Source organism: Bdellovibrio sp. ArHS, from assembly GCF_000786105.1.
In the GTDB taxonomy this organism is placed as follows: Bacteria; Bdellovibrionota; Bdellovibrionia; order Bdellovibrionales; family Bdellovibrionaceae; genus Bdellovibrio.
The window spans coordinates 60,266-85,620 of record NZ_JTEV01000016.1; the positions used below are offsets into that span (position 1 = coordinate 60,266).

Annotated in this window: 23 protein-coding genes; 14 read left to right on the forward strand and 9 right to left on the reverse strand. The window is 48.3% G+C overall.

The features are described 5' to 3' along the window. Window position 1: 1 nt before the first annotated feature. Window positions 2-631, forward strand: coding sequence for a ribulose-phosphate 3-epimerase (rpe, locus tag OM95_RS09140; RefSeq protein WP_041872885.1), 630 nt, complete (start codon window positions 2-4; stop codon window positions 629-631). 6 nt (window positions 632-637) lie between these two features. On the opposite strand, the gene OM95_RS09145 is transcribed toward rpe, so the two are convergent. Then, on the reverse strand, window positions 638-1,174 hold the full coding sequence (locus tag OM95_RS09145) for an NUDIX hydrolase (protein WP_291515971.1): 537 nt from the start codon (window positions 1,172-1,174) through the stop codon (window positions 638-640). 143 nt (window positions 1,175-1,317) lie between these two features. Between OM95_RS09145 and OM95_RS09150 the strand changes: the two genes are divergently transcribed. The 3 genes from OM95_RS09150 (at window position 1,318) to hutU (ending at window position 5,338) form a co-directional block, all read left to right on the forward strand. Beyond that, complete coding sequence (locus OM95_RS09150; RefSeq protein WP_041872887.1) at window positions 1,318-1,845, forward strand: outer membrane beta-barrel protein; 528 nt, start codon at window positions 1,318-1,320, stop codon at window positions 1,843-1,845. Between the two features lie 247 nt (window positions 1,846-2,092). After that, the gene (hutH, locus tag OM95_RS09155) at window positions 2,093-3,628 is read left to right on the forward strand and encodes a histidine ammonia-lyase (protein ID WP_291515972.1); all 1,536 of its coding nucleotides are present in this window, start codon (window positions 2,093-2,095) and stop codon (window positions 3,626-3,628) included. A 63-nt stretch (window positions 3,629-3,691) separates the two neighbouring features. Then, complete coding sequence (gene hutU, locus OM95_RS09160) at window positions 3,692-5,338, forward strand: urocanate hydratase (RefSeq protein ID WP_041872892.1); 1,647 nt, start codon at window positions 3,692-3,694, stop codon at window positions 5,336-5,338. Between the two features lie 152 nt (window positions 5,339-5,490). On the opposite strand, the gene OM95_RS09165 is transcribed toward hutU, so the two are convergent. Then, window positions 5,491-5,847, reverse strand: coding sequence for a hypothetical protein (locus tag OM95_RS09165; protein ID WP_041872894.1), 357 nt, complete (start codon window positions 5,845-5,847; stop codon window positions 5,491-5,493). A 173-nt stretch (window positions 5,848-6,020) separates the two neighbouring features. Between OM95_RS09165 and OM95_RS09170 the strand changes: the two genes are divergently transcribed. The 3 genes from OM95_RS09170 to OM95_RS09180 are packed head-to-tail and all read left to right on the forward strand — an operon-like array spanning window position 6,021 to window position 8,656. Then, on the forward strand, window positions 6,021-7,031 hold the full coding sequence (locus OM95_RS09170) for an ABC transporter substrate-binding protein (protein WP_041872896.1): 1,011 nt from the start codon (window positions 6,021-6,023) through the stop codon (window positions 7,029-7,031). Window positions 7,032-7,046: 15 nt separating this feature from the next. Further along, complete coding sequence (locus OM95_RS09175) at window positions 7,047-7,859, forward strand: ABC transporter permease (RefSeq protein ID WP_041872898.1); 813 nt, start codon at window positions 7,047-7,049, stop codon at window positions 7,857-7,859. Then, complete coding sequence (locus OM95_RS09180; RefSeq protein ID WP_041872900.1) at window positions 7,856-8,656, forward strand: ABC transporter ATP-binding protein; 801 nt, start codon at window positions 7,856-7,858, stop codon at window positions 8,654-8,656. The genes OM95_RS09175 and OM95_RS09180 overlap by 4 nt, the downstream gene beginning before the upstream one ends. On the opposite strand, the gene OM95_RS09185 is transcribed toward OM95_RS09180, so the two are convergent. The 3 genes from OM95_RS09185 to OM95_RS09195 form a co-directional block, all read right to left on the reverse strand. Then, window positions 8,653-9,009 carry a hypothetical protein gene (locus OM95_RS09185; protein ID WP_041873157.1) on the reverse strand — a complete coding sequence of 119 codons (357 nt, stop codon included), beginning with the start codon at window positions 9,007-9,009 and terminating at the stop codon, window positions 8,653-8,655. The two genes, OM95_RS09180 and OM95_RS09185, sit on opposite strands and share 4 nt — an antisense overlap. A 180-nt stretch (window positions 9,010-9,189) precedes the next feature. After that, on the reverse strand, window positions 9,190-9,888 hold the full coding sequence (locus tag OM95_RS09190) for a hypothetical protein (protein ID WP_041872902.1): 699 nt from the start codon (window positions 9,886-9,888) through the stop codon (window positions 9,190-9,192). A gap of 9 nt (window positions 9,889-9,897) precedes the next feature. Next, a complete protein-coding gene (locus OM95_RS09195; protein ID WP_041872904.1) occupies window positions 9,898-11,205 on the reverse strand; it encodes a hypothetical protein in 1,308 nt (435 codons plus the stop codon). Window positions 11,206-11,604: 399 nt separating this feature from the next. On the opposite strand from OM95_RS09195, the gene OM95_RS09200 reads away from it, so the two are divergent. Then, entirely contained in the window at window positions 11,605-13,041 is a 1,437-nt protein-coding gene (locus OM95_RS09200) for a hypothetical protein (RefSeq protein ID WP_291515974.1), read from the forward strand. Next, a complete protein-coding gene (locus OM95_RS09205; RefSeq protein WP_041872909.1) occupies window positions 13,011-13,427 on the forward strand; it encodes a hypothetical protein in 417 nt (138 codons plus the stop codon). Before OM95_RS09200 ends, OM95_RS09205 begins: the two co-directional genes overlap by 31 nt. A gap of 54 nt (window positions 13,428-13,481) precedes the next feature. Here the strand turns inward: OM95_RS09205 and OM95_RS09210 are convergent, their stop codons facing one another. Then, a complete protein-coding gene (locus OM95_RS09210) occupies window positions 13,482-14,015 on the reverse strand; it encodes a hypothetical protein (protein WP_041872911.1) in 534 nt (177 codons plus the stop codon). Between the two features lie 109 nt (window positions 14,016-14,124). Here OM95_RS09210 and OM95_RS09215 point away from each other — a divergent pair, with 109 nt between their 5' ends. Continuing rightward, window positions 14,125-14,556, forward strand: a complete 432-nt coding sequence (locus tag OM95_RS09215; RefSeq protein ID WP_291515976.1) for a hypothetical protein — start codon at window positions 14,125-14,127, stop codon at window positions 14,554-14,556. A gap of 53 nt (window positions 14,557-14,609) precedes the next feature. Here OM95_RS09215 and lpdA read toward each other — a convergent pair whose 3' ends face one another. The 3 genes from lpdA to OM95_RS09230 form a co-directional block, all read right to left on the reverse strand. Then, a complete protein-coding gene (gene lpdA / locus OM95_RS09220; RefSeq protein ID WP_041872913.1) occupies window positions 14,610-16,019 on the reverse strand; it encodes a dihydrolipoyl dehydrogenase in 1,410 nt (469 codons plus the stop codon). 78 nt (window positions 16,020-16,097) lie between these two features. Next, the gene (odhB, locus tag OM95_RS09225) at window positions 16,098-17,360 is read right to left on the reverse strand and encodes a 2-oxoglutarate dehydrogenase complex dihydrolipoyllysine-residue succinyltransferase (RefSeq protein WP_041872916.1); all 1,263 of its coding nucleotides are present in this window, start codon (window positions 17,358-17,360) and stop codon (window positions 16,098-16,100) included. 22 nt (window positions 17,361-17,382) lie between these two features. Further along, window positions 17,383-20,094, reverse strand: coding sequence for a 2-oxoglutarate dehydrogenase E1 component (locus OM95_RS09230; RefSeq protein ID WP_041872918.1), 2,712 nt, complete (start codon window positions 20,092-20,094; stop codon window positions 17,383-17,385). Window positions 20,095-20,246: 152 nt separating this feature from the next. Between OM95_RS09230 and gpmA the strand changes: the two genes are divergently transcribed. From gpmA to OM95_RS09250, 4 genes are all read left to right on the forward strand, one after another. Next, window positions 20,247-20,993 carry a 2,3-diphosphoglycerate-dependent phosphoglycerate mutase gene (gpmA, locus tag OM95_RS09235; RefSeq protein WP_041872921.1) on the forward strand — a complete coding sequence of 249 codons (747 nt, stop codon included), beginning with the start codon at window positions 20,247-20,249 and terminating at the stop codon, window positions 20,991-20,993. 144 nt (window positions 20,994-21,137) lie between these two features. Then, complete coding sequence (locus tag OM95_RS09240) at window positions 21,138-23,891, forward strand: hypothetical protein (RefSeq protein WP_041872923.1); 2,754 nt, start codon at window positions 21,138-21,140, stop codon at window positions 23,889-23,891. Then, window positions 23,888-24,382, forward strand: a complete 495-nt coding sequence (locus tag OM95_RS09245) for a hypothetical protein (protein ID WP_041872925.1) — start codon at window positions 23,888-23,890, stop codon at window positions 24,380-24,382. Before OM95_RS09240 ends, OM95_RS09245 begins: the two co-directional genes overlap by 4 nt. Further along, window positions 24,379-25,344, forward strand: a complete 966-nt coding sequence (locus OM95_RS09250; protein WP_291515978.1) for a prepilin-type N-terminal cleavage/methylation domain-containing protein — start codon at window positions 24,379-24,381, stop codon at window positions 25,342-25,344. Before OM95_RS09245 ends, OM95_RS09250 begins: the two co-directional genes overlap by 4 nt. Window positions 25,345-25,355 lie beyond the last annotated feature (11 nt).

Here is a 25,355-nt window from a genome sequence, read left to right on the forward strand (position 1 = left end):
GATGGTCGCGCCCTCTATTTTGTCAGCGGATTTTGCAAATCTTGAAAAAGAAATCAAGGCCGTTGCCGAAGCGGGGGCGGACTGGATTCACGTAGATGTCATGGATGGACGTTTTGTACCGAACATTACGATTGGCATTCCCGTCGTGAAGTCGTTAAAAAATGTGTCGCCGCTCCCCTTAGATGTGCATCTGATGATCGAAGAGCCTGAACGCTATGTTGAAGAGTTCATCAAGGCGGGCAGTGACTATCTGACCATTCACATCGAAGCGACACAAAACCCTGCACAGGTTCTTCGGCGTATTCGCGAATTGGGAGCCAAAGCCGGCATCACTCTAAGACCGCGCACCTCACTGGATTCCGTTCTGCCTTTGCTGCCACTGTGTGATCTGGTGCTGGTGATGACAGTAGAGCCCGGATTTGGTGGGCAATCCTTCATGCACGATCAGATCGAAAAAATTTCTAAACTTCGTCACGAAATCCAAACCAAGAATTTATCCTGTCTGATCGAAGTCGACGGGGGCATCAATGCGGAAACAGCCAAGCTGTGCCACGAGGCCGATGTTTTTGTCGCCGGAAGCTTTGTGTTTAGCAAAGATTATAAGTCCGCTATTTCGTCTTTAAAAAACTAGAAGCATTTACTTGGCCTCTTCGTCGCAGTCCGTTTGATCTCTGTAAGCAGTCGGGGTCAGGGGCGAACCGTTCTCGAGGTAAATGGCGCCTTTTTTCTCTTCTAAGGCAATTAAGCTGTGACCCACACGTTTTGCCACCGAGGGAATAAGCAGAGTGAGTGCCTTATCAATATCGACAAATTTAAAATCGCGCAGTTCGTAGGGGTCCAAGCGGATTCTTTGCGCTTGCACTTCGCTCAGTTCTTCGGCTGTAAAAAGAAACTGTATGTATTCGCCTTTGATATCTTTGTTAGAGATATAATCGACCGAGATCAGGTCGCGCGGCTCAATCGGGATGGACAATTCTTCACGAACTTCACGGTGCAGGCCTTCCAGCGGAGACTCTTCACCTTGCACCGTGCCGCCGGGTAAAATCCAGCCGGGATTGTAAGTGGGCTGCACGATCAGCAGATCCTGTTTATAGAAAAGCAAAACCCCCGCACCAATGCGTTTTTTAGGAAGAGAAGCGTAGAACTCTTTGTCGTCTTTAAAGGTTCGTAACATAAGGGTTCTCCCTGGACTGGTTGTTGAGCCAGAAGAACTCTTACAAGGTCGTGGACGCAATGGTTGTGTCATTGACCTCGTCACCAAGTCCTTTCAAAATTTTAGACGAATCCTAAGTGTTTTGGATTACAAAAGGAGAATTTATGAAAAAGCTCATGGCGGTATTTGCTTTGGTATTAGGCTTTACAAGCGTGTCGCACGCGGATCTTTTAGTGGAGCCTTATCTGGGCTATGAGATGGGAAAATCAAAGGATCCAGATGGTAAAATTGACGGAACGCAATTGGGACTTCGTTTGGCTTATAAAACGCCAATCATGTTCTGGGCCGGACTTGATTACACAATGGGAGTGAGTGCTGAATCTAAACCGGATGTCGGTGCAAATGAAGATGCTAAACGCAGCACGGCCTATGGTGTTTTAGGCATCGACTTTCCGATTCTGCTTAGAGCTTGGGTCGGTTACGGTTTCCTGAATGAAATCAAACTTGAAAATTCTGGTAAACTAAAAGGCTCCAGCTACAAAATGGGCGTGGCGTTCACAGGATTGCCTTTTATTTCTTTGAATCTTGAGTACCTTAATGAAACTTTCACAGAACTTGATGGCAATGACCTAGGCACCGATGGCAAGAATGACTCTTACGTTCTTTCTGTATCTTTGCCACTAGAATTCTAAAAGCCGCAAGCGCCCAAACGAAAAAAGGAGTTGGTTTTCCAACTCCTTTTTTATTTCAAGATACGGTCTGCGACAGTCCCTGATCCGACTTGTCCTTGCTCAGAATCCCCCTCAAACAGGCATCCCCCTCTGAACGCCGCGACAGCGCCCGGAATTGCAGATTTACGCAAGGCGCAAACAGCACAGAAAGTACCTAAACTAGAGTCCTTGCGCTAGGATGCGGGTCGTTTTTAAGGGAGTCAGTTCTATGCAAATTAACGGTGAAAACATCACTTTGGAAAACCTTTATCAAATCGCCACCACACCTAGCATGAAGGTTGAGTTGTCAGCCAGTGGTAAAGCGGCGATGCAAAAATCTCGTTCGTACATTGAAGGCCGTATTTCCAGTGGCGAAGTGATGTATGGAGTCAACACAGGTTTTGGTGCCTTTTCTTCCGTTCGTATCTCTGACGCTGAAATTGAACAGCTGCAAAGAAATCTGATTCGTTCGCACTCGGTGGGGGTTGGCACTCCTTTCACGAAAAAAGAAACTCGCGCCATGATGGTTCTTCGCGCCAACGCTTTGGCCAAAGGTCACAGCGGGATCCGTCCGGTCGTTGTCGAAAAAATTCTTGAGTTCTTAAACAACGACATCATTCCCGTAGTGCCATCGCAAGGTTCGGTTGGGGCGAGTGGCGACTTGGCTCCGCTTTCTCATTTAGCACTGACGATCATTGGCGAAGGCTTGGCGTGGGGAAAAGACGGTCACCCCGTTGACGTGCGCGAGCTACTCAAAGAAAAAAACATCGAACCTTTAGAGTTGAAAGCCAAAGAAGGTCTTTCCATGATCAACGGTTGTCAGGTGATGACGTCCGTCGGTCTGCTGTCTTTGTGGGAAGCTCGTCGCTTGTTGTGGCTTGCTGATATTGCGGGAGCGATGTCTTTAGAGGGTTTGCGCGGGACGCGAAAAGCTTTTGATCCTTTGATTTCAGCAACTCGTCCTCATCCCGGTGAGGCGAAAACCGCGCGCAACTTGATGAAGCTTTTAGGCGAGACCAGCCAAATTTCCGAAAGCCATTCTATCAACGACCATCGTGTGCAGGATGCGTATTCACTTCGCTGCATGCCCGCCGTTCATGGTGCGGCAAAGGATGCGCTTCGCTACGTCGTCAAAGTTTTGGAAACAGAAGCCAATTCTTCGACAGACAATCCATTGGTATTCGCCGACGAAAACAAGGTTCTTTCATGTGGTAACTTCCACGGCATGCCGGTGGCGCACGCCATGGACTTTGCGGGGATCGCGCTGTCATCACAAGCAAGCATCAGTGAATGCCGTATTTCAAAGATGATCTCGACCCAGATGAGTGAGCTTCCTGCGTTCTTAACACCGAACGGTGGTTTGAATTCAGGTCACATGATTGTGCAAGTGGCGGCGGCTTCTTTAGTGAGCGAGAACAAAGTTTTGGCGCATCCTGCTTCGGTGGACTCTATTCCGACATCGGCAGAAAAAGAGGATCATGTTTCCATGGGAACGATCGCCGCCAGAAAGTTTGCGCAAATTCTTAGAAACGCGGAACACGTTGTGGCGATGGAGTTGCTATCCGCATGTCAGGCGATTGACATGTTGGCACCTCTTCAACCAAACGCCGGAGTGAAAGCGGTGTTTGAGCATATTCGTAAAACAGTTCCTTACGCTAAAGAAGATCGTATCTTCTACAAGGACATTGAAGCTATTAAAGCGATGATGCTTGGAAACGAGCTTGTGACTGTGGCTGAAAAAGCTATCGGTCCGATGGAGTGGTAATTTAATTTTTTATTTTGACGCTGGTGGGTTGGAAAAAGTCCCCTGGCACCTTTTGGAGGGAAAATGTCTCGTGTTGTTAGGGCTCCTACGGGGAATAAGATGGTTTGTAAGGGCTGGTTGCAGGAAGCGGCTTACAGAATGATTCAAAACAACTTGGACCCGATGGTGGCGGAGCGTCCAGAGGACTTGGTTGTTTATGGTGGTATTGGTAAAGCGGCGCGCAACTGGGAAAGCTTCGATAAGATTCTAGAAGCTTTGAAAAATCTTGAAAACGACGAAACCTTGTTGGTTCAATCCGGGAAGCCGATTGGAATTTTGAAAACGCACGAGGATGCGCCTCGGGTTCTTTTGGCAAACTCAAACCTGGTGCCTAAGTGGGCGACCTGGGAACACTTCAATGAGCTCGATAAAAAAGGTTTGATGATGTACGGTCAGATGACGGCGGGCTCTTGGATCTACATTGGCACTCAAGGTATCATCCAAGGAACTTATGAGTCTTTCGTTGAAGCCGGTCGCCAACATTTTGGCGGAAATCTTAAAGGCCGCGTGATTTTGACTGCGGGCTTGGGCGGAATGGGTGGAGCACAGCCTTTGGCTGGTGTGTTTGCCGGTGCCACTGTTTTGGCGGTGGAAATCGATCCGACGCGCATTCAAAAACGTCTTGAAACAAAGTACGTCGACGAAGTGGCGACAGATCTTGATGATGCTTTGGCGCGCGTGAAAAAATACACGGCCGCGGGTGAAGCGAAGTCTATCGCTCTTCTTGGAAATATGGCGACAGTCATTCATCAAATGATTGAAAAAGGATTCACTCCGGATCTTTTGACAGACCAAACTTCAGCGCATGATCCATTGGTGGGTTATATTCCTGAAGGTTACACGGTCGAGACAGCGAAGGAATTCCGTGAGCGCGATCAAAAAGCCTACTTGGACGCGGCTTACGCATCCATGGCCAAACATGTGCGCGGCATGTTGGCGATGAAAGATAAAGGGGCTGTGACCTTTGACTATGGTAACAACCTTCGTGCGCGCGCTTATGAGGCGGGTGTGACCAATGCTTTTGACTATCCAGGATTTGTGCCGGCCTTCATTCGTCCGCTTTTCTGTAAAGGCAGTGGTCCCTTCCGCTGGGTGGCCTTGTCAGGCGATCCGAATGATATCAAAGTGACCGACGATGCGATGAGAAAACTTTTCCCTCACAAAAAAGATCTTCTTCGCTGGTTGGATATGGCGGAAGAACGTATCGCCTTCCAAGGTCTTCCTGCGCGTATCTGCTGGCTTGAATATGGTGAGCGCGCCAAGGCGGGCTTGATGTTCAATCAACTTGTTGCTGAGGGCAAAGTGAAAGCGCCGATCGTGATTGGTCGCGATCATTTGGATTGCGGTTCTGTGGCAAGTCCAAATCGTGAAACGGAGGCGATGAAGGATGGTTCTGATGCCGTCAGTGATTGGGCTTTGTTAAACGCCCTCGTAAATACTGCTTGCGGAGCGACTTGGGTGAGCTTGCATCATGGCGGTGGCGTAGGCATGGGCTACAGTCAGCATGCAGGGCAAGTCATTGTTGCCGACGGAACCGAAAAAGCCGCTCGTCGTTTAGAGCGTGTTTTAACGGCCGATCCAGCGATGGGTGTCTTTAGACATCTGGATGCAGGTTACGAGCTTGCCAAAGAAGTCGCGCAAGAGCGTGGCGTAAAAAGCCTTTGGTTGTAAGAGTTAAGTCCCGATCCACCCCCACAGAAATTTTCTCTGTGGGGACTGTGCGTACAAATTCACTGCCACGGTGGCAGTGAATTATCGTCCAGGAACGTATTTCCTGCGAAATCTTTTCGTCGCAGTTCCCGGTCTTTCGACGGCGATCGTTGCTATCGTCTTCCCGCGGGATTGACGGCATTCGGTTGTGACGTTGATCTTTGTCTTTCACGAAAGTCACGAGATCCTTTTCGGGAAAGCTTCATCTTAGGTTGCGCGGTCAGGCCCTCTTCAAGTTCGCGGGCCGGTTCACGCGGAGAATCCATGGTGGTTTCAACACCCGCCTTGGCCCGCGATTTTTTAGGTGATGCAGGGGCCGCTTTTTGCGTCGAACGATTCTTCTTCATTGCCATTTTTGCCGGTGCAAGCTGCGAAGTCTTTTTTGTTTTTGCTGATGCCGATTTGGCGTTCTTTCTAGAAGTTGTTTTCTTTTTCGCCGACGTCGTCGCAGAGCGAGTTTTTTTGGCCATGGCTTCTCCTTAGTTAATTACAGTATCGCGGAAGACATGCGTTTAACAAAGTTTCAGAAATGACATTTGTAAAGCGACAGTAAAAAGCGCTGTCATAAGACTTATTGCGAGTCGGGTCATCGAGGCGTTAACTGAAATGGCCGTAGCTGCGGTACTTTAAGGGAGGCTCGTTTATGCAACACCTTGGAATCAAGAAGAATAGCAAGAACTCAAAGTTGATTGTCAGTTTCTTCTTCCTCTTACTGCTGAGTATTTTCAACCTGGATGCCAAAGCGGCGCCGGATCTGGTTAGAGTGGGGAACCTGAAGTTTGCCCACTACGGAGCCATCAGTTATCTTTCCGAACATTGTGGCAAATACAATCTCAATGTCCAGGAACGTGTCTTTGCCAAAGGCTTGGATATTGTGCCAGCCATCATCGCTGGCGAAATTGATGTCGCTGCCAGCGCCGCTGATGCGGCGATCGCAGGACGGGCTGGCGGAGCCCCGGTCTATGCCGTCGCGGGATTTTCTAAAGGCGGAGCCCGCATCGTCGTCGCCAAGGATTCAGGTATCAAGTCCGTCAAAGATCTGAAAGGAAAAAAAGTCGGCGTGGCCCGCGGGGGCGCGCAGGAACTTCTTTTATATGCGGAACTGGCGAAGCACAACCTAACCTGGTCGGACCAACCCGGAAAAGATGTGCAGATTGTCTTCATGGCTTTTGCCGATCTCAATCAGGCGCTACAATCTAAAAACATCATGGCCATGTCACAAAGTGAGCCTCAGTCGTCACAGGCGATTAATAAAGGTTTTGGTGTTGAACTTTTAAAGCCCTACGACACGCCGATGGGCGAACCGATTCGAACCATGGTCATGACCGAGAAAATGTATAAAGAGCGTCGTCCCGTCGCGGAACGTTTTATGAAATGTTTTGTGGAAGCCACTAAGCTCTTCATAGAAAAACCCGAGATCGCGGAAAAATTCGTGATTCAGAAAATGTTCAAGGGCCAGATCACCCCTCAGGACTTCAAGGATGCCATGGACAATGCTCAGTACACTTACGATCTGACCGTAGAGCACATGCAGATCACCACGGACTTGATGGCCAAGTATGGCGTAGGGCGTATGAAAAAACCACCCAAAGCGGCTGATTGGGTGAAGCTGGATCTATTAGCCGAGGCAAAAAAAGCGGTGGGAGTTCCGTAAGACGAGGAGTTCACGTTGAAGCACTGGTCATCCTCAATCAAGGGAGTTTGGGTTCCTTTTCTGGTCGTCGCCCTTTGGGAGTCGGTGGTGCGCGCAGGCTGGGTGAATCCTCAGGTCTTGCCGGCCCCTTCGGCTGTTCTCAGCAAATGGTATGAGTATCTTTTGCCCTTTGAGCAGTACGATCCCGCCAAAGAATCCTATCTCGCGTGGGTTTTTTCCGGCGAACTCATTCGTGATTTAATTTCCAGTACCTATCGCGTGGCCGTGGGCTTTTTGATCGGCGCCGGCCTGGCGTTGCCGTTAGGTCTCATCATGGGAGCCAGCACGCACGTGTACGACTATCTGAATCCCTTGATCCAGGTATTAAGACCTATCCCGCCGATTGCATATATTCCACTGGCTATTCTGTGGTTTGGTCTGGGCGATCCACCCGCCGTTTTTCTAATTGCCTTGGGCGCCTTCTTTCCCGTGCTAATGAATACGATTGTTGGCGTGCGCGCCGTAGACAGCATTTATATTCGCGCGGCAAAAAATCTGGGTGCGACACCTGGAGTGATGTTTATGAAGGTCATTCTTCCGGCGGCAATGCCTTACATCTTAAGCGGCGTTCGCATTGGCATCGGCACAGGATTTATATGTATGATCGTGGCCGAGATGATTGCCGTGAATAACGGCCTTGGCTATCGCATTCTAGAAGCGCGCGAATTCTTTTGGTCCGATAAAATTATTGCGGGGATGTTTTCCATCGGACTTTTGGGCCTGGCCATCGATTCAGGCGTCAGCCGATTGAACAATTATTTGTTGCGATGGCATCGGGGGCTGGAATGAGTTCTTTGCCCCATATTGAAATCGAGCACGTGCATAAAGTTTTTAAAGGTGAGGGCGGTGATGTTGTCGCCTTAAAAGATATCACCTTCAATATTCAACCGGGTGAATTTGTCTGTCTGTTGGGACCGTCTGGCTGTGGTAAGAGCACACTTTTAAATGCGATCGCGGGCTTTTCTCTTCCCAGCGAAGGGAACATCAAGGTAGAGCAAAAAATCGTATCCCTTCCCGGACCTGATCGCGGTATGGTCTTCCAGGAATATGCTTTGTTTCCCTGGATGACGGTTGCGGAAAATATCGTTTTCGGTCTGAAAATTCGCAAAGAAAGTCCCGAAAAAATGTCCCGGAAGTTGGAGGAACTGCTCTCGATTCTGAAGTTAACAGATTTTCAAAACCGCTTTCCTAAAGACCTTTCCGGCGGGATGAGGCAACGGGTGGCGATTGCACGCGTGCTCGCGTTGGATTCACCGATCATGCTTATGGACGAACCTTTCGGGGCTTTGGACGCCCTGACTCGGCGAAGTTTGCAGGATGAGCTTCTTAAAATCTGGAGCGAGTTTAAAAAGACGATTGTCTTTGTCACGCACTCGATTGAAGAGTCCATCTATCTTGCTGATCGAATTATTGTGATGAGTTATCGCCCGGGAACAGTGAAGCGGGATATCCAGGTTGCAATTACGCGGCCACGCAATCCCGCCTCGCCCGAATTTAATGCGTTGAAAAAAGAACTTTCTGAATTGGTCATGGCCGAACAAAATAGATTTGAAGAGGCGCAGCTAAAATCGACAACAGGGGATTAGTCGTCCTGTAAAGCGCGCGTTGTGATTTTGCCGCGGGATGCACGCAGAATTTTGTGACGAGCCCAGCGCAAGGCATAACCTAAAGATGAAAACACCACGCCAAAAGCCAGCGTCGTGCCGGTGGAAACCAAACCCAAATGCAAAAAATCTTTCATTGAAGGCGCCTCTGAATACGACAGCTTTAAAGAATTGCGAATCAACAGGGGCAGAATATAACCCAACGTCACCAGAACGGCATTTTCCAAAATGTGCAGAAATTTTTTCGCGGCAAAACCATGGATTACGAACAACAGACAAAGGAAGTTCACAGAATCGCCAAGAACGGACCATCCCAATGCCTGATATAGAAGCACGAGGGACCCTGAAAAGAAAAGCAGGTAATAGGCCCACAAGCCGCGGGAATGTAAAAATGAATGCTCATTGGAAGAGTGTTCGCCTGGCATAAAACAAAGTCCCTCTGACTTCCACTGTATCAGAGGAACTGCGATTTGAAATAAAGTGACAGGAAGTTAATGCGGACCTGGACTAAAGAACTAGGGGCACTGACAGGTGCTGAAGCGGCAGGAAAGAACTTTGCCATGATTGTTATACTGAAACTCATAGGCACGTTGGTCGTGCATCTCTAAATTCACGGTGGAGCCATCCTTCAGTTCAAGCTTTGATTTGACCTCGTGCTTAGTGACTGTGCCTTGGGCAAGCAAAGACTCGACGGTTTCATCACCCTTTAACGGAAGGCGTTCGGGGTAGCCCTCAGCATCCAGTTTAAAATAGCGAATCTCTTTTTTTTCAGGCGAGTTCGTGTTGTCCGACGCAATCACATGGATGCGGCGAAGAGTGCCGTCCTTTAACGTCAGGTGATAGTTCTCTACCGAGATGTCTTCGTGCGCTACACCCACACTTTTTTGCAGGTATTCCATTAAGGCTTCCGGTGTCGCAATCGCTTGCGCCGCCACTTCAGGAGCGCAGGATTTTAATGCCGCCAAAAAATTGTTTCGCGGGGCTGGCTCTTGAGAAGTGCGTTCATCGGCGTCGCGATCCAGAAAGGAAGAGTCCACGCCGGATTTGGCCGCTGACACTTCGGAAGTAGGTGGCAACACCGCTTCCACCGCAGGTTCGTTGCCGTTCTGTTTTTCATGAAAAAGAATATGCAGAAAATAAAAATCAGCCAGGACGCCGAGTGCGAAAAGCACCAGCGCCCAAATAATCCAAACTTTAAGAGTGATCGGTTTCATAAGTCCTATCTAGTTGTTTGAAAGATCCGGACTCCAAGAATCCCACGATTGACATGATCTTGCACGCTGCGAAGGTCCACGGGCTTCGCCCCAGCGATATTCCATGTCGTCATGAGGGTTGTTTGAGATCAGACCCGCGAACATGCGACGTTTGAACTCGGCCACATCCATTTTGCGACCTGGGTAGTATTCAGTGACGCAAACAGAAGACCCGGTGATTCCCTGGGCGGGCATGTAAGATGCCTCGTAGGCCGCCGATTGCTGAATGTACGGAAAAATTTTGTTTAACTGTTGCGTGGAAGAAGCACTCAATTGATTTCCGCCGTTGATTTGCAGAATCTCGCGATAAGCGCGACGAAGCGACATCATATCGTCAAAGATCCGTTGGTCGCGGTTTGGCGTGGAGTAGTTGTCATAAGTTGCGTAATTCATGCAACGAGGATTTTTATTAATATAGTCGATGCCTTCGCGCGCATAGTTCACGCGGTCTGCAAACCCAACGCAAATTGTTTTCAACATACGAGCCACCATTTGGTCGTCCGTTTCCTGGCGCAGAGCCAGGCGGTTCTGCACGTATCGCACCCATTTATTCAAAGGCAGGCGATATTGTTCCTCGCTGTAGCCGGGCACTTGCCATACGGGAATATTCAATGCAGAAGCGGGTCTCCAGGCCCGGAAACCGGCGTGTCCAGAAGCGGCATATTCACCTTCGAAAACCCACTCAGGATTTGGCCAAGACTGACGTTCTTGCAGAGTCAGGCCGGTGGTTGCACCCACGACAGAGTTGTAAACCAAATGGGGAACACCGATGGGCAGGATTTCTTTGACGGTCCATGAGTGGTGATTCTTTTTCGTGGTTAAGATCAAGGCTCCAGAGCGAATCACATTGCGATTGATCGCAACGGGATAAGTATCGTTCGGTAAAGAACGAGTGCTCATGGTTTCATAGATGTACCACAGGAAGTTGCGAACGCGGTTGATCTCACTTTGCGAGTCCCAACGACTCATCTTGTTGGAAATTGTTTTTCCTGCCGCGGTGGGATCTTGAGCGACGAAAGGAAGGCGGTTTTCATAGGCAAAAATAATGCGCATAGAATAGACCGTATCCGCACAATCCACCTTTAAACCGTAGTAGGGGTTGCTTTGCCCATTGGGCAAAGTTCGACGCGCAAAAAAGTCCGTGCGCCATTCAGTGCGAACCCATTCGGCGTAGCGATCTTCATAGGCAGGCGACCATTCATTCATTGTCGGCCAAACTGCCGCAGACGCGGACAAACTGGAAAGGAATGAAACCGTCAATATAAGTAAGCGAAACATGATACCGTCCTTACGAGTGTTACAAAAAAGCAGGGGTATATTGCGAGCAGGCAAGGATCAATGAATACTTTTTTACTGCATCGCGCACCCTGTGGAATTTTCCAATGCGCAGCGTTGTCTATTGCATTGCTCTTCGAGATTCCGAAGCAAAGCCGGATTTATCTTCGGATATTCGCTGGACCAGTCAAAAGAAGAACCATGACACCGGGAAAATGCACTTTTTAGTGCTTTCTTATGTGGGATGACGGACGCGGAAGTTTTCCGTCTCAAAACGATCCGTGCTTTCTGAAAACCCGAAAAAAAGTTCACTAAATAAAAGAAGTAACTGGACCTTCGGGCCTTTAGTTTTGCTTTGAATAAACAGATAAGAAGCTGATGCACTATCAAAAGGAGAGTAGAGTGAAGCAATCGAGGACATCGTTCTGGCTTTACACATTTTGTTGTTTTACTTGCTTCGCTGTTTTCGGCTGGTACGGTTTGTATTATCGCCCCGATAGCAGTGACTTCGCATCTTCTACGGAAGAAACCGTCATTCAAAAAATCAATTTGGCGAATCAATCAGTTTCGACCATGACGACGGCACAGCAAAAAGACGATATGACATGTAATTGTCAATTTGGTTCCACGCCCAATATCTTGAGCTTTGAAAAGCCTGAAGATTGCGGCAAGGATCGAAATTATCTGCAAGAGAAATTTGAATCCTTTAAAAAAGCGGACACGCAAGGTCTTTTTGCGGCTCCTCGTGATTATTCCAAAACCGCGGATATTCTTCCGCGTAAATGTGCGCTTTATATTATGAGACGTTTCTGGAAAGATCGTGCGCTGACACCGGAAGAAAAAAGGGAAGCCGATATCGCGTACAATCGGACCAAGGGCCCCACTGAGCAACGTGAAGTGAAGGACGTGAAAGACTACCGCCCAGATCCACAGTTGTTTTCAAAGTGTGATAAAGATGCTGAAGGCACTCCCACACGTTATGGCCATAAAGCCTGTGTGACGGAAGATTACGTCAACCTAGTTTATAACTCTTTGATTGATGTGGCGGACTGTCTGGATGTTCCGGCTAAGTTTATTGCGCCGAAACTTTCCAATGAAAGTGGTCTGCATGTCAATGCATTCGGTCTTGTGAATGACGGGGGCATTGGTCAGTTTACCGATCAAGCTTTGGTCGATGTAGCGCAAAACTATCCAAGCTTTAAGGGTCGCATCACCAACAGTGAAAAGGAATCCTGTAAGCGGCTGATGAAGATTCCTGGTGCGGTTCCCAAAACGGCGGCAGATATTAAATCTGCGGACGCCCACCGCTGTCATGCGATCTCAACACCGCCGAATCCACTTCGCAGCTTGGTGTACTATGGCATCTTCTATCACGCGACGAAGCGCAATTCGAATAATGCCTTTGCTCGTTCAACAGATTCCAAAGATCCCAACTTCAAAGGGGCGGAAGCTCTGATGAAAGAGGCCGGTATTGATCACTTCGATAAAGAGACTATTAAAGAGATGCTCTTCGTGATGGCTTACAACTCGGGCCCTGGGCGTCCGCCGATGTTCTTCCGTGAATGGTTGAAATATCGTCTGACAACGATCAAAAAATATCCGATCACCAAAGCGGATTTTGACATGAATTATTGGTTTGAGTCTGGACAGAATAAGTTGAAAGCCGGTGAAGCTCGCGCGAAGGCGATTTCCAAAGGTGGTAAACCACTGACGTTGGCGCAATACTTGTTCGCCTATAAAGACTCAATTTACATCCCGGCAGTAAAAGCCCAAGCACGGTTGTTGGATAAAGGTTTAGGAGCAGGAACATGCACAGAGCAAAACTTCTTAGAGCTATAATTTCTGTTGCTTTATTAACAGCGGGAAATCCGGTCGCAGCTGCGAAAGTGGATGTGTTTTCGGAGTTCAATAAGAAAGTAGCCACTTTGGAAACAGAGTTGAAAAAAGAAAAGGACGTGAACAAACGGTTTGCTGCCTTTTTAAAAAGCTACAAGGATTTAAGCGACCTGCGCGCCAAAAATCCCCGTCAGGCTGAAGAAAAAGAGCTCAACATGAGTTTATTCATGGAGTCTTTGTCTTATCTGCCGGATAAAAAGGAATTTCAGGCGAAGAAATGTCCTGAGTACAAAAAAGAAGTGAATTCCATGATGAAGTCTTACGACAAAAGCCAAAAAGAGCCCTATGTCGATAAGGCTCTGAATGTCGTGGATCTAATTTGTAAATAAGCGCTCAGAAAAATAAAAAGCGCGGAAGCCCCGTGCTTTTTTATTTGGAAAAGCCTATTTCAGAAGATGCTTGCGAAAAAAGCGATCCGGTTGACAGTCTTCACCATGATAGGTCATGGGAATGGAATAGCTGACTTTATCCACGTCGAATTGCACCGCAACCTTGTGATACATAAAATCACCGGCAAAATTTTTCTCTCGGATTTCTGCCGAGCTGAAGGCCCAACCGCTGACTTTCGCGCCGTTGATATCCTGTCCGTCTGTAATTCCCATACAAGATTTGACCAAAGGTCCCACGTACTCACACTTTTCACGGGGCCATTCAAAACGTAAAATCGTTGGTAGTTTGCCAACGACGCTTGCGCGCTGGGCGATGATGCTCACATCATGAGGAGTGACCAGTCCCTCAAACACGGGACGATATTGGGGGCCATTATGATTGAAAATCTCAACAATCACAGAGTTGCCCGACTCACGTACCACAAAGCTTGTCGATGGGTACTCTGTAACGCAAGCCATATCCATTTTGTTCGCGGCGGCTGATGCAAGTGAAAAAAGAATAATACTGATAGTAAATAGACATTTCATTGTGGTTCCTCAAACGTTCTTAATTAAAAAAGTATCAGTATTTGGTTTTTTGCTACAGTCGAGATTGCTAAAAAAGGGAAGTCATAAGATAAAAATGCTGGAGGCGAGCATGAAAAGTATCTTATTAACGGCAGTTGCATGGCTCTTGGTCGGGGAGGCTTCCGCAGCGATTCGGCAGGAAGTGCCCATTCAAAGTCAGCGCAGTCTTCGTCAACAAGTGGATAGTTATGCTGAACTTCTGCAAAAAGAGGTGGTGAAGGCCAAAAACAATCAAGAACGCTTCGGATCAGTGCATCGGGTCTTAGGACAAATTAAAACTCTTCGGGACAATAGTGCTCCTCAAGGGGCCCTGGATGAGGCGCATATGGATCTGATGGTTTCGGTTCTGGAAAGCCTTCCGCAGCAGAAAAATTTCAAGCGCCGGGACTGTTATAAATATGAAAATGATCTGGTCAGTCAGTTTGAACCCACGGCGGAAGAAACACCGATGGAGCCCGCAGTGCAGCCGGGGTGGAATGTTCTTCAGTCTTTGTGCCAATAAAAAAAAAGCCTTCAGGATTCCTGAAGGCTTTTTCAATTTTAAAGTCTTTAAAATTACATCTGTCTTACGCGTTTTTCCACACCCAACGCGGCTTCGCGAACGGCTTCGCTTAAAGTCGGATGTGCGTGGAAAGAACGTGCCAGGTCTTCACTGCTGCCACCGAACTCCATGCAGACAACCACTTCATGAATCAGCTCGGAAACGCTGGGGCCGACCATGTGGGCGCCCAGGATGCGGTCTGTTTTCTTGTCAGCGATGATTTTAACAAAGCCGTCGGTGAAGCCCTTCGCACGAGCACGGCCATTCGCCATAAAAGGAAACTTTCCGACATTGAACTCGATGCCTTTTTCCTTCAATTGCTCTTCGGTCAGACCGACGGCTGCGATTTCGGGATGAGTGTAAATGATGCCAGGAACGGTGTTGTAGTTCACATGGCCGGCATGACCAGCCAGGATTTCCGCAAGGGCCACGCCTTCCTCTTCGGCTTTATGCGCTAGCATAGGGCCTGTGATCACATCACCAATAGCGAAGATGCCGGGGATGTTCGTTTGGAAGTGTTTATCAACGACGATACGTCCTTGAGGATCTTTTTGAATGCCCATCTCCTCGCAGCCGACGCCGGTTGTGAAAGGCTTACGGCCCGTGGCGACTAACACGACATCTGCTTTCATGGACGCTGTTTTGCCGTCGGTCAAAGACTCGTAAGTCACTTCAACGCCATCATTTAAAGTTTTGGAGGCGGTGACTTTGGTGGATAGCAGGAAGCTCATGCCTTCTTTTTCCAGACCGCGTTTTAAAACGGTCATGCATTCCTGATCCATCGTGCCGCCCAGGCGATTGGCGTACTCGATCACGGTCACTTTGGCACCCAGGCGTTGCCATACAGAACCCAATTCAAGGCCGATCACACCGCCGCCAACGACGATCATTGTTTTTGGTACTTGAGTCAGTGCCAAGGCGCCGGTGTTAGAGACAATACGTTTTTCATCAAATTTCAGGAAGGGAAGTTCGACGGGGGCAGAGCCCGTCGCAATCATGATGTTCTTTCCGGTCAGAACCTGTGTGTTGCCATCAGCGCCCTTCACTTCGACTTTTCCCGGAGCGATAATTTTACCGAAGCCGGTAAAAGGCGTGATTTTGTTTTTCTTGAAAAGAAAAGCAATACCTTCGGTATTCTGTTTAACGACTTTATCTTTGCGCGCCATCATTGTTGGTAGGTCCAAGTCCACTTTGGAAACTTTAATTCCGTGCGCAGCGAAGTCGTGTTGAGCCGCAACGAAGTGTTCAGAACTTTCAAGCAGAGCTTTGGAAGGAATACAGCCGACGTTCAGGCAGGTTCCGCCGTAAGTTTTATCCTTTTCGATAATTGCAGTTTTAAGTCCCAATTGCGCCGCACGAATCGCGCCCACGTAACCACCGGGTCCGGAACCAATAACGATCAGATCAAATTGTGTCTCGCTCATAGAAGCATCCTTATAATGAAAAAAAACGGGCGTTCAATAAATGAAGGCCCGTTTTGAGGCGGGCCTTATAACTTAAATTTAGACTTCCAGAAGCAAACGTTCTGGATCTTCCACAAGCTCCTTGATTTTCACCAGGAAGCTGACGGCCTCTTTGCCGTCGATGATGCGATGGTCGTACGTCAATGCCACATACATCATCGGACGAATTTCCACTTTGCCATCGATCGCCATCGGGCGGTCCTGGATTTTGTGAAGGCCCAAGATTGCGGATTGAGGATAATTCAGGATCGGTGTTGAAAGAAGAGATCCGAATACACCCCCATTTGTGATGGAGAAGGTGCCGCCACCCAAATCATTCGGAGTGATCTTGCCGTCACGACCTTTCGTCGCCAAATCGCGGATCGCCATTTCAATTCCCGCCAATGAAAGAGTGTCAGCGTCTTTCACGTTGGGAACCATCAGACCTTTCTCGGTCGATACGGCAATGCCGATGTTGTAGTAGTTGTGGTATTCGATGTCTGTTCCTGTGATCCAGGCATTGACCGCCGGGTAAGCTTTCAAAGCCTCGACCGCTGCTTTTACAAAGAAACCGTTGAAGCCCAAATTCAAGCCGTATTTTTCCTTGAATTTGTCTTTGTATTTCGCACGAAGCTCCATCACTTTCGTCATGTCGATTTCGTTGAAAGTCGTTAAAAGAGCTGCGGTGTTTTGTGCTTCTTTTAGTTTTTCCGCGATACGTTTGCGAATGGTCGTCATCGCCACAAGTTTTTTATCACCTTGTTTGGAAGGACCACGAGCCGTCATAACGTCAGCCGCAGATACCTGCGGAGCTGCCGATTTAGCCGGAGCGGCTGCTGGAGCCGCCTTCGCTTGAGGTTGCGCCTCAAGAACATCACCCTTCGTCAAGCGACCGTCTTTGCCAGTGCCTTGGATAGCCGAAGGATCGAGGTTTTTCTCAGTCACAATTCTTTGCACAGCAGGGGACAGGTGCGCAGAGGCATCTTTACCAGTCGCAGCGGCTTGTTGAGGCGCTGCGGGTGCTGGGGATGGAGCCGTCTCTGCTTTTGCAGGTTCTGCAGCGGCTCCGGCCGCAGGTTTCGCGTCTGTATCCAAAGTGGCGACTGTCGCCCCGATTTTCACCACGGCGCCAGCTTCACTGCCGGGAAGAATAGTCAAGACACCGTCATTTTCTGCGACAACTTCAACGCTGGCTTTGTCTGTTTCAAGCAGCATTAAAACTTCGTTGCGCTTTACAAAGTCGCCGGATTTTTTGGTCCAGCTACCGATGGTTGCTTCTGTGATGGATTCCCCAACCGTAGGAACTTTAATCTCTTGTTTCATTTACAAAGTCCTAAACTGCGCCTTAAGCGCCAAAAATAGATTTAATGATCTCAGCCTGTTCGATCGCGTGACGGTACGTAGAGCCTGTTGCTGGAGAAGATCTCTCTGGACGACCCGCGTATTCAAAACCCAGCTTCATGCCGGCTTTTCCAACCACATCGACAAACTTGAAGTACACATTCTGGAAAGCGCCCATGTTCTTAGGTTCTTCTTGAGCCCAGATCAAAGTTTTTGCCTTCGGATAAGACTTCAAAACTTCGGTGACTTGTTTTGCCGGGAAAGGATAGATCTGCTCGAGACGAACCAAAGCGATGTTATCCTTTTTCGTTTTTTCTCTTTCTTCCAACAACTCGTAGTAAAGTTTGCCGGAAACAAACACCACTGTATCCACTTTGGATTTATCAACAGTGTCTGCAATCACTTCTTGGAATTGGCCGTTAGCCAATTCTTCCAAAGTTGAAACCGCACGCGGATGGCGAAGTAAAGACTTCGGAGACATCACGACGAGAGGTTTGCGGAAATCGCGGTGCATTTGGCGACGAAGAGCATGATAAATCTGCGCCGGAGTCGTTAAGTTGCACACTTGCATGTTGTTCTGCGCGGCCAATTGCAAAAAGCGCTCAAGACGAGCGGAAGAGTGCTCTGGACCTTGCCCTTCGTAGCCGTGAGGCAGAAGCATCACAAGACCACTCATCTGCTGCCATTTGGATTCGGCGGCCGCGATGTACTGGTCAATGACGATTTGGGCTCCGTTAACGAAGTCACCGAATTGGGCTTCCCACATCACCAGTGAACGAGGATCTTGATTCGAGTAACCATATTCAAAACCCAGTACGCCGTATTCAGAAAGAATACTTTCAGCGACCAGCAAGTTTGCTTTTGGATTCAGATCGGCCAGAGGGAAGTAAGCCTTGCCCGTTTTGAAATCGTACATACCCGCATGACGATGAGTGAAGGTGCCGCGCACGCAGTCTTCGCCAGTCAGACGAACACTGGAGCCCTCATGCAGAAGGGTTCCGTAAGCCAGAAGCTCGCCCATTCCCCAATCGATAGGATCTTTACCGGCACCCATGTTTTTACGGGTTTCCAAAAGTTTGATCAATTTTGGATGAGGAGTGAAGCCCTCGGGGAAAGAGCCGATCTTTTCACCGATCTTTTTCAGAGTGTTGATGTCAAATTTTGTGTTTGCCGGTTTTTCAAAGTCGGCATCTGTCGCGCGACGAAGACCCTGCCAAGGACCTTCGAACTTGAAGTTCTTAAGTTTCGGCGGCGTTTTCTTTGTTTCTTCAAAGATGGTTTGCAAACGATCCATCGCTTTTTGGTAAAGATCATCGACGGACTTCTGATCCAGGCTGCCTTCAGCAACCAGTTTTTTGCCGTAGATCTCACGCACGGTCGGGTGAGTTTTAATAATCTCGTACATTTGCGGTTGGGTGAATGCTGGCTCGTCACCTTCGTTGTGGCCGTACTTACGGTAACAGATCAAGTTGATTACGACGTCTTTACCGAACTCTTGACGGTAACGAAGAGCGATGTCCATCGCGCGCACGGCGCTTTCGACATCGTCACCATTTACGTGTAGAACAGGCGTGAATGTCATTTTTGCAGCGTCAGAAGAATAACGAGTGGAGCGGGTGTCAAAACCATTGGTGGTGAAACCCACTTGGTTGTCCAGGATCACATGAATAGTTCCGCCGACGGTGTGGGATTTGACTCCGGCCATTTGCAAAACTTCCTGCACGATGCCTTGACCGGCAAAGGCCGCGTCACCGTGGATAAGAACAGGAACCACTTTCTTACGAGTGCTGTCACCCAAAGTGTCCTGTGCTGCGCGCGCCATACCGACAGCCACCGCATTCACAGTTTCTAAGTGAGAAGGGTTGTAAGCCATCGTCACTTTGCAAGTGCCATTCGCGGTTTTCTTTTCAGAGACATAACCCAAATGATATTTGACGTCGCCATCGAAGCCTTCAACCGGCTCGGCCAATTCCAGCGGACCGTTGAAATCTCCGAAGACGTACTCTTCACCTTTACCGAAGAAGTTCACCAGAATATTCACGCGTCCCCGGTGTGCCATGCCGACGAAAACTTCCTGAACTTGCAGGCCCGTGCCTTTGTTCACCAACGTGTCCATCATCGGCAGAATGGAGTCAGCGCCCTCGACAGAGAAACGTTTTTTACCCACGTAACGAGTGTGGACGAATTTTTCTAAAGTCTCTGCTTTCGTCAAAGACGACAGCGCGTTTTTTTTGTCATCCAAAGAAAGTTTGCCCGCGCTGGCTGTTTCAAACTCTGTCTGCAACCATTGCACTTCTTTTGGAGAAGCATCGGAAGCCTGCAAAGCCAAAGTGCCACAATAGATTTTTTTAAGTTGGGCAATGATGTCTGAAAGAGTCGCGCCTTGTTTGCCGATCAAGGAGCCTACCTGGAATTTGGCCGATAAATCTTTTTCGCTCAAACCGAAACGCTTTAAAGACAGCAGCTCGCTGTCTTTCGGAGCGTAAAGAGGATTCAAGTTCGCTTCCGTGTGGCCGTCAGCGCGATAAGCTTGAATCAGTTGGTAAACCGCGAGCTCTTTGTCTGACATTCCGAATTTGCCTTCTTGAGCAAACTCGACTCCCTCAAAGAAACTTCTCCATTCAACGGCAAGCGAATCCGGATTGGATTTGAAATCTGCATAAAGCTGTTCAATGTATTCAAGGTTGGCGCGATTGATGCCACTGTTATTGTTCACGGTGTTTTCTCCACGTTTTAGACGCCTGCTAATTTTTCAAAAAGTCGGGAGTTTGACACGCCTTAATGCGCGGCAATATCGCAAGCTTTTGATGTAAAAGAAGGCCTTGCCATGATAGCTCTTTTTCTATGTAAATTGAAGGAGTTTAAACTGTGTATAAGTTAGTTCTAATTCGGCACGGTGAGAGTGTGTGGAACCAGGAAAACCGATTTACCGGATGGCAAGACGTTGATCTTTCAGAAAAAGGTCGAGCCGAAGCTCTAAAAGGCGGGAAAGCTCTCAAAGATAAGGGCTTTAGCTTTGATGTCGCCTATACCAGCATGTTGAAAAGAGCGATCAAAACTTTGAACTTCGTTTTGGATGAAGTAGACCAAGTGTGGCTTCCAGTCCACAAAGACTGGCGCTTGAACGAGCGGCATTATGGAGCTCTGCAAGGTCTGAACAAGGCCGAAACTGCGGCTCGTCATGGCGAAGATCAAGTGCAGATTTGGCGACGAAGTTATGATGTTCCGCCTCCCGCAATGGATGTGAACGATCCTCGCCATCCTTCTCACGATCCGCGTTACAAAGACGTCGACCCCAAAATTTTGCCTAGCCAAGAGTCATTGAAAGACACAGTCGCACGCTTTCTGCCTTTGTGGAACAACACGATTGCACCAACAATCAAGTCTGGGAAGAACGTTTTGATCGTGGCGCACGGAAACAGTCTGCGGGCTTTGATGCAGCACCTGGAAGGGATGACTCCTGAAGAAATCATGGGCGTCAACATGCCGACGGGTATTCCGATGATGTATGAGTTGGACGCAAACTTTAAGGTCCTGAAAAAAGAATTTATCGGTGATCCCGAGGAAGTGAACGCCGCCATCGCGGCCGTCGCCAATCAGGGTAAAGCCAAGTAAAGGCCTTCTTTCTCTATTCGAAACGAAGAGTGTCTCAGAGTGAAGCGATAAGAGTGAAAGTCCGGTAAAACAGGGGGTGTACCGGACTTTCGTATCTTAAGTTTGATATCCTGTGTGTCGATAGGGGCAGATAGGAGATTCGCCATGAAACCACTCTTCTGGCTAGAACGTTCTATCTTGAAGCAAAATAATAAAGGAAGCGCTTTTGTTCAGGCCCTTCTCGCCGTCGGTATTGTCGGCGTCATGCTTTATTTTCTATCTCCGCAAGTCATTAAACATCGTCAACAGGTGACCAAAACAGCGTCAATCATCACGGCCCGTCTGGCTTTGCACTCAATGATGGATTTTACCTTATTTGGTATCAAACAACGCTGGTGTTTTTCCAAAGACTGGATGCCGGAAAAATGCGGTGACTCGATGACGGCGGTCTTGGCGCATCCTCGCTCTATTGAGCGGATGTTGATGAAGGCCGAAACGGTGAATTTCCTAAGACTGGCTGGCGTCGCGAATCCGGATAAGGCGCCGCTTTATAGTTTTGGCGAAACCATTTCATTGAAATCTTTCAGTGCTCTTCATCCAGTTTACAAAATCGTGTCTGAGTTAAAGGGCTATAAGACAGAGGCCGTGCGGATTGAAATCACTCGCGATAGCCGCGGTATTATTCCTGAGTATGGGCGAGAACTTTATTTAATCGTCAAGATCAGTCTTCTGGATGGTGTCGGCAAGCCCCTGCAAGTCGGAGGCAGCGAGCTCACTACGACGTCGAAAGTGGGTGTGTATCCACGCGAAGTCGGCAGTTTTGCTTTGTTAGTCGCTGGTGATCTGCATCTGGATAAAGAAAATCGCAGTGGCGTTCCCGAAGCAAAAGGGGATGCGGCTTTAAAACAATTTCCTTCGCGGAATGACCGCGTGAAGTATCCCGGACTGATTTTTGAAAGTCCGGTCTTTGTGAACGGAGCGGTTCGTTTGCCCGAAGCTCCCGATGTGGAAACTGATGAAAAAGGTCTTGATACTATTTATACTCCGGTGACCTTCAAAGATAAGCTTGTCCTGGGAGAAGGTCCGATCCTTCGTCAGAATGTTGAATTTCAACCGCGCACCGCGGGTTCTTCGACGGACCAGTTTTGGGCGAATATTCGTCAGTTCGGCGGCTTTCAAAAAGGTGTCGAGCTGGATGGAACGCGAGATTTGGGTCTGGATTTTCTTTCCGGAGCCCAGACTAGCGGCCAAACGGTGGACCCTTCGGATCTTAAAAAATGCGTTGAGTACAACCTTTCAAAATATGATCTGAAAAGCACCTTGAATAGTGAGTTGCGCGGGCAGATTTTGCAAAATACAGGTAGCAAGCATCAGTACCGTCTGGGATTGACGGATAAAAATCGTTTCAATCCGCAGACGGGCGAAGTGGATTCGCCGAGTGTGATCAAGGGCTTTTTGAACGCGTGGAATTTGGATAAGAAGGAATCGGCGGTGGCGAAATTCCGGATGAATTTCGGAGACTCTGTGATCGTCACGGGTGAGATCCCAGATAATGGCACCGTGACGTTAGAGCCCAAAATCGACCTTTCGGGACTAAAAAACACAATCAAGCGAAATTTGGCAGACGCCCAATTGGCTAAAGACCGATACGAGCAGGACCTCCGAGAAATTGAAAATGCCTTGGCGCGTGCCAAACAAGACCTGGATCAGGCGGAAGATCAATTGCGCGAGGCTCGCGACAAAAAAGACCGCGATCGTATTGCGCGTTTGGAAGACCGAATTAACGATATCGAAAGACAGATCCGCGAAATCGAAAGAGCCAAAGAAAACAAAAAGAACGACATTGCTCGCGCGGAAGAGCAAGTGACAATGTATGAAAGACAATTGGCGGCCGTTGAATCCAAGCAGGGGATTCAGCCGAAAGTTCGTATCGCGGTGAAATACCCCAAAGATCCCAATAATCCCAACACCGATGCTGTTGGGAATGCCTCTTTCCGTGATTTAGAAGTGACTTTTGAAAATGAAGAGATGCTGGTCGATAGCAACGGCAATCCTTTATCACTAAATATGCGTTTGGAAGCGTATGACGTCTCGTATTTCAAAAAGTATTCGTTACGTCCCTGGTCTTCAAACAACGTGGGCACTTTGCAGTTCAACCGTGAAGGCGGCGCCATCAAGGGGTCTCAGTATCTGACCGACAAAGATGGACGGTACCGTGGTGATCTGCCGACTGAAAACGCCTATAAAAACTACGATTTGATTTGTAAGACGCCAGAAAACTCTGCCTTCGGCCTGAGCGATTGGGGACTGTCGTTTGCGCCAAATTCGCGTTTCTCGTGGGCGTTTACGGATAAGTATGAAGATCGCACGGATATCATCTTGGATGGCAATAACTCTTATAGATCGAGCGGCTATTCGAAAGTCGATTTCATCGTAAAGTCCGTGGCGCGCCGATGCATCATTAAAAGCACGGCCAACTTTGTCACGGGATTTTTCACTTGTGAAAAACTGGTGATTGAACCGCGCTCTTCCGAGTTAAGAATCATCGGAAGCTTCATCGTGACTAATGGAATAGAAATTGACGACACGGCCTACGATGCAGGTATTCGCTGGAGTACGATCTATCACCCCATGGCAACTTACGAGCTGCGCCAGGCCCACGTCTTAAAGGGTGTGAACGGGCAGGATTGTTCGACGATCGCCCGCTATCCCGTATGGCATCCGTATCCTTCGATGTTAAATGTCGCGAATCTTTATCGCTGTAATTCCATCGTGCTTCGTTCAAAGGCCGATCCTTTCCGTTGGACTTCGGTGGACCCGGACTGCGGCCTTTCGTCATCAACGGGTACCGCGACTACTTGTAAGAACCGTCTGGTGCATTTTTACGTCTTGGAAATCTCACGGGAGTCCGGCATATGATGGCGCAGATCAAAAACCAAAAAGGTCTATCTATCTTAGAGTCGCTGTTGGGAATGGCGATGATCACGCTGGTGGGGTCTTTCTTTATTTCCGGCACCATCAATATGCGTAAAGTGGCGAAGGAAAGCGGAACGAAAAATTCGTTGTACAAACAAATCAATGACGTCATTGAAAATATCCGTCCCAACGTGCGCATGTATCAGATCAATTATTTTACTTCTGACAAATCTCGCAGTGAAGCTTTGGCCTTGGAAAAACTGCCAATGGCTTGGGGAAATGGAAAGATTTTACCAGCGAAAGACTGCACAGAGTGTCCAGGCCGTTATGGCTTTGTGGTGCAAGCCTCACCGGACTTTAAAGGCTTGTACATTGTGACTGTGCGCCTGAGCCACAAGGATTGGGCGCAGGCTCAGTCCGGAGGCGATATGAATGCTATTCAGGCGGGGAACTATGGTTTCGTGGACTATCAATTTGTGGTGAATTCACAATGAGTTTAAATCAAAAAGGTTTTTCTTTAGCAGAGATGGTAGTCGGTGTTGCCCTTCTGGGTATCATGGGCATGGTTGCGGCTTCGTTCTTCGTCTTCACGGCAAAAACCAAAGAAGAAATCACGAACGAGATCGAAGACAAAGTTGATAACATTATCGCCGAGCGAATGATTTTGAAGGATCTGAAATTTTCCGAGCCTTCGTTTAATAACGTGCTGATTACCGACGACACAGGGTTTCGATTTTTCGACTACGTTTCTGATGTCAGCGGAGACCCCGAGTATGAATCTCCACGCAAGCTGACTTTAGAGTTCGGGCGTCGTAACGAGTTCGTCTTTATTACCACCAACGATAAGTTGGGCACGATGATGTACACGCCGGCGGTGGCTTATGAGCTTGGGGCTTTGCCTGCGAGTGCCATGGAAGAAGCGTCTTTGACTTTCAAATCTTTGAATAAAGGCAATGAAGTTTCCAAATCCAGTCCGGCCATTTGGCAGGTGGGAAATCTTCTGATGTTGGATTCTCCCGCAGCTGTTCGTGAAATGACGGCGACGGGTCCGAATTACAAAGTTCCTGCGCGTTCACCGATTTTCGTGGGGTCCGTGATTGCTCCAGGGGAATCTCGATTAAGCCCTTTGAATCTTCCCGGCTTTCTGAATCGGACTCATCCACTGTATCCAAACGAGACAATTCAAGACGAAGATAAGTTCTTAAGGGATATACCGCCGATGGGGGGCGCGGCTCCTCTTGTGCGCTTGAAAGCCGTGAATATTATCAAGTATTATTTAGACAAGGACCCGCAAACGAAGACAGTCAATCTTTTGCGTTCTGTTTATAAGAACAATACGTTTTCGCAGGGTCAACTATTTGCAGCTGGCGTGTCTAGAGTTGTCTTCTCTAGAAATAACGCACGAGATTCTTTGATTTATTATCAAATTATTCGTCCACAAGATGTGGGCAAATAAGGTTCGTTTAA

Excerpts from the sequence above, each read along its gene's own strand:
- rpe (WP_041872885.1), top strand. The coding sequence starts at position 2 with ATGGTCGCGCCCTCTATTTTGTCAGCGGATTTTGCAAATCTTGAAAAA.
- OM95_RS09145 (WP_291515971.1), bottom strand. The coding sequence starts at position 1,174 with ATGTTACGAACCTTTAAAGACGACAAAGAGTTCTACGCTTCTCTTCCT.
- OM95_RS09150 (WP_041872887.1), top strand. The coding sequence starts at position 1,318 with ATGAAAAAGCTCATGGCGGTATTTGCTTTGGTATTAGGCTTTACAAGC.
- hutH (WP_291515972.1), top strand. The coding sequence starts at position 2,093 with ATGCAAATTAACGGTGAAAACATCACTTTGGAAAACCTTTATCAAATC.
- hutU (WP_041872892.1), top strand. The coding sequence starts at position 3,692 with ATGTCTCGTGTTGTTAGGGCTCCTACGGGGAATAAGATGGTTTGTAAG.
- OM95_RS09165 (WP_041872894.1), bottom strand. The coding sequence starts at position 5,847 with ATGGCCAAAAAAACTCGCTCTGCGACGACGTCGGCGAAAAAGAAAACA.
- OM95_RS09170 (WP_041872896.1), top strand. The coding sequence starts at position 6,021 with ATGCAACACCTTGGAATCAAGAAGAATAGCAAGAACTCAAAGTTGATT.
- OM95_RS09180 (WP_041872900.1), top strand. The coding sequence starts at position 7,856 with ATGAGTTCTTTGCCCCATATTGAAATCGAGCACGTGCATAAAGTTTTT.
- OM95_RS09190 (WP_041872902.1), bottom strand. The coding sequence starts at position 9,888 with ATGAAACCGATCACTCTTAAAGTTTGGATTATTTGGGCGCTGGTGCTT.
- OM95_RS09195 (WP_041872904.1), bottom strand. The coding sequence starts at position 11,205 with ATGTTTCGCTTACTTATATTGACGGTTTCATTCCTTTCCAGTTTGTCC.
- OM95_RS09205 (WP_041872909.1), top strand. The coding sequence starts at position 13,011 with ATGCACAGAGCAAAACTTCTTAGAGCTATAATTTCTGTTGCTTTATTA.
- OM95_RS09210 (WP_041872911.1), bottom strand. The coding sequence starts at position 14,015 with ATGAAATGTCTATTTACTATCAGTATTATTCTTTTTTCACTTGCATCA.
- OM95_RS09215 (WP_291515976.1), top strand. The coding sequence starts at position 14,125 with ATGAAAAGTATCTTATTAACGGCAGTTGCATGGCTCTTGGTCGGGGAG.
- lpdA (WP_041872913.1), bottom strand. The coding sequence starts at position 16,019 with ATGAGCGAGACACAATTTGATCTGATCGTTATTGGTTCCGGACCCGGT.
- odhB (WP_041872916.1), bottom strand. The coding sequence starts at position 17,360 with ATGAAACAAGAGATTAAAGTTCCTACGGTTGGGGAATCCATCACAGAA.
- OM95_RS09240 (WP_041872923.1), top strand. The coding sequence starts at position 21,138 with ATGAAACCACTCTTCTGGCTAGAACGTTCTATCTTGAAGCAAAATAAT.
- OM95_RS09245 (WP_041872925.1), top strand. The coding sequence starts at position 23,888 with ATGATGGCGCAGATCAAAAACCAAAAAGGTCTATCTATCTTAGAGTCG.
- OM95_RS09250 (WP_291515978.1), top strand. The coding sequence starts at position 24,379 with ATGAGTTTAAATCAAAAAGGTTTTTCTTTAGCAGAGATGGTAGTCGGT.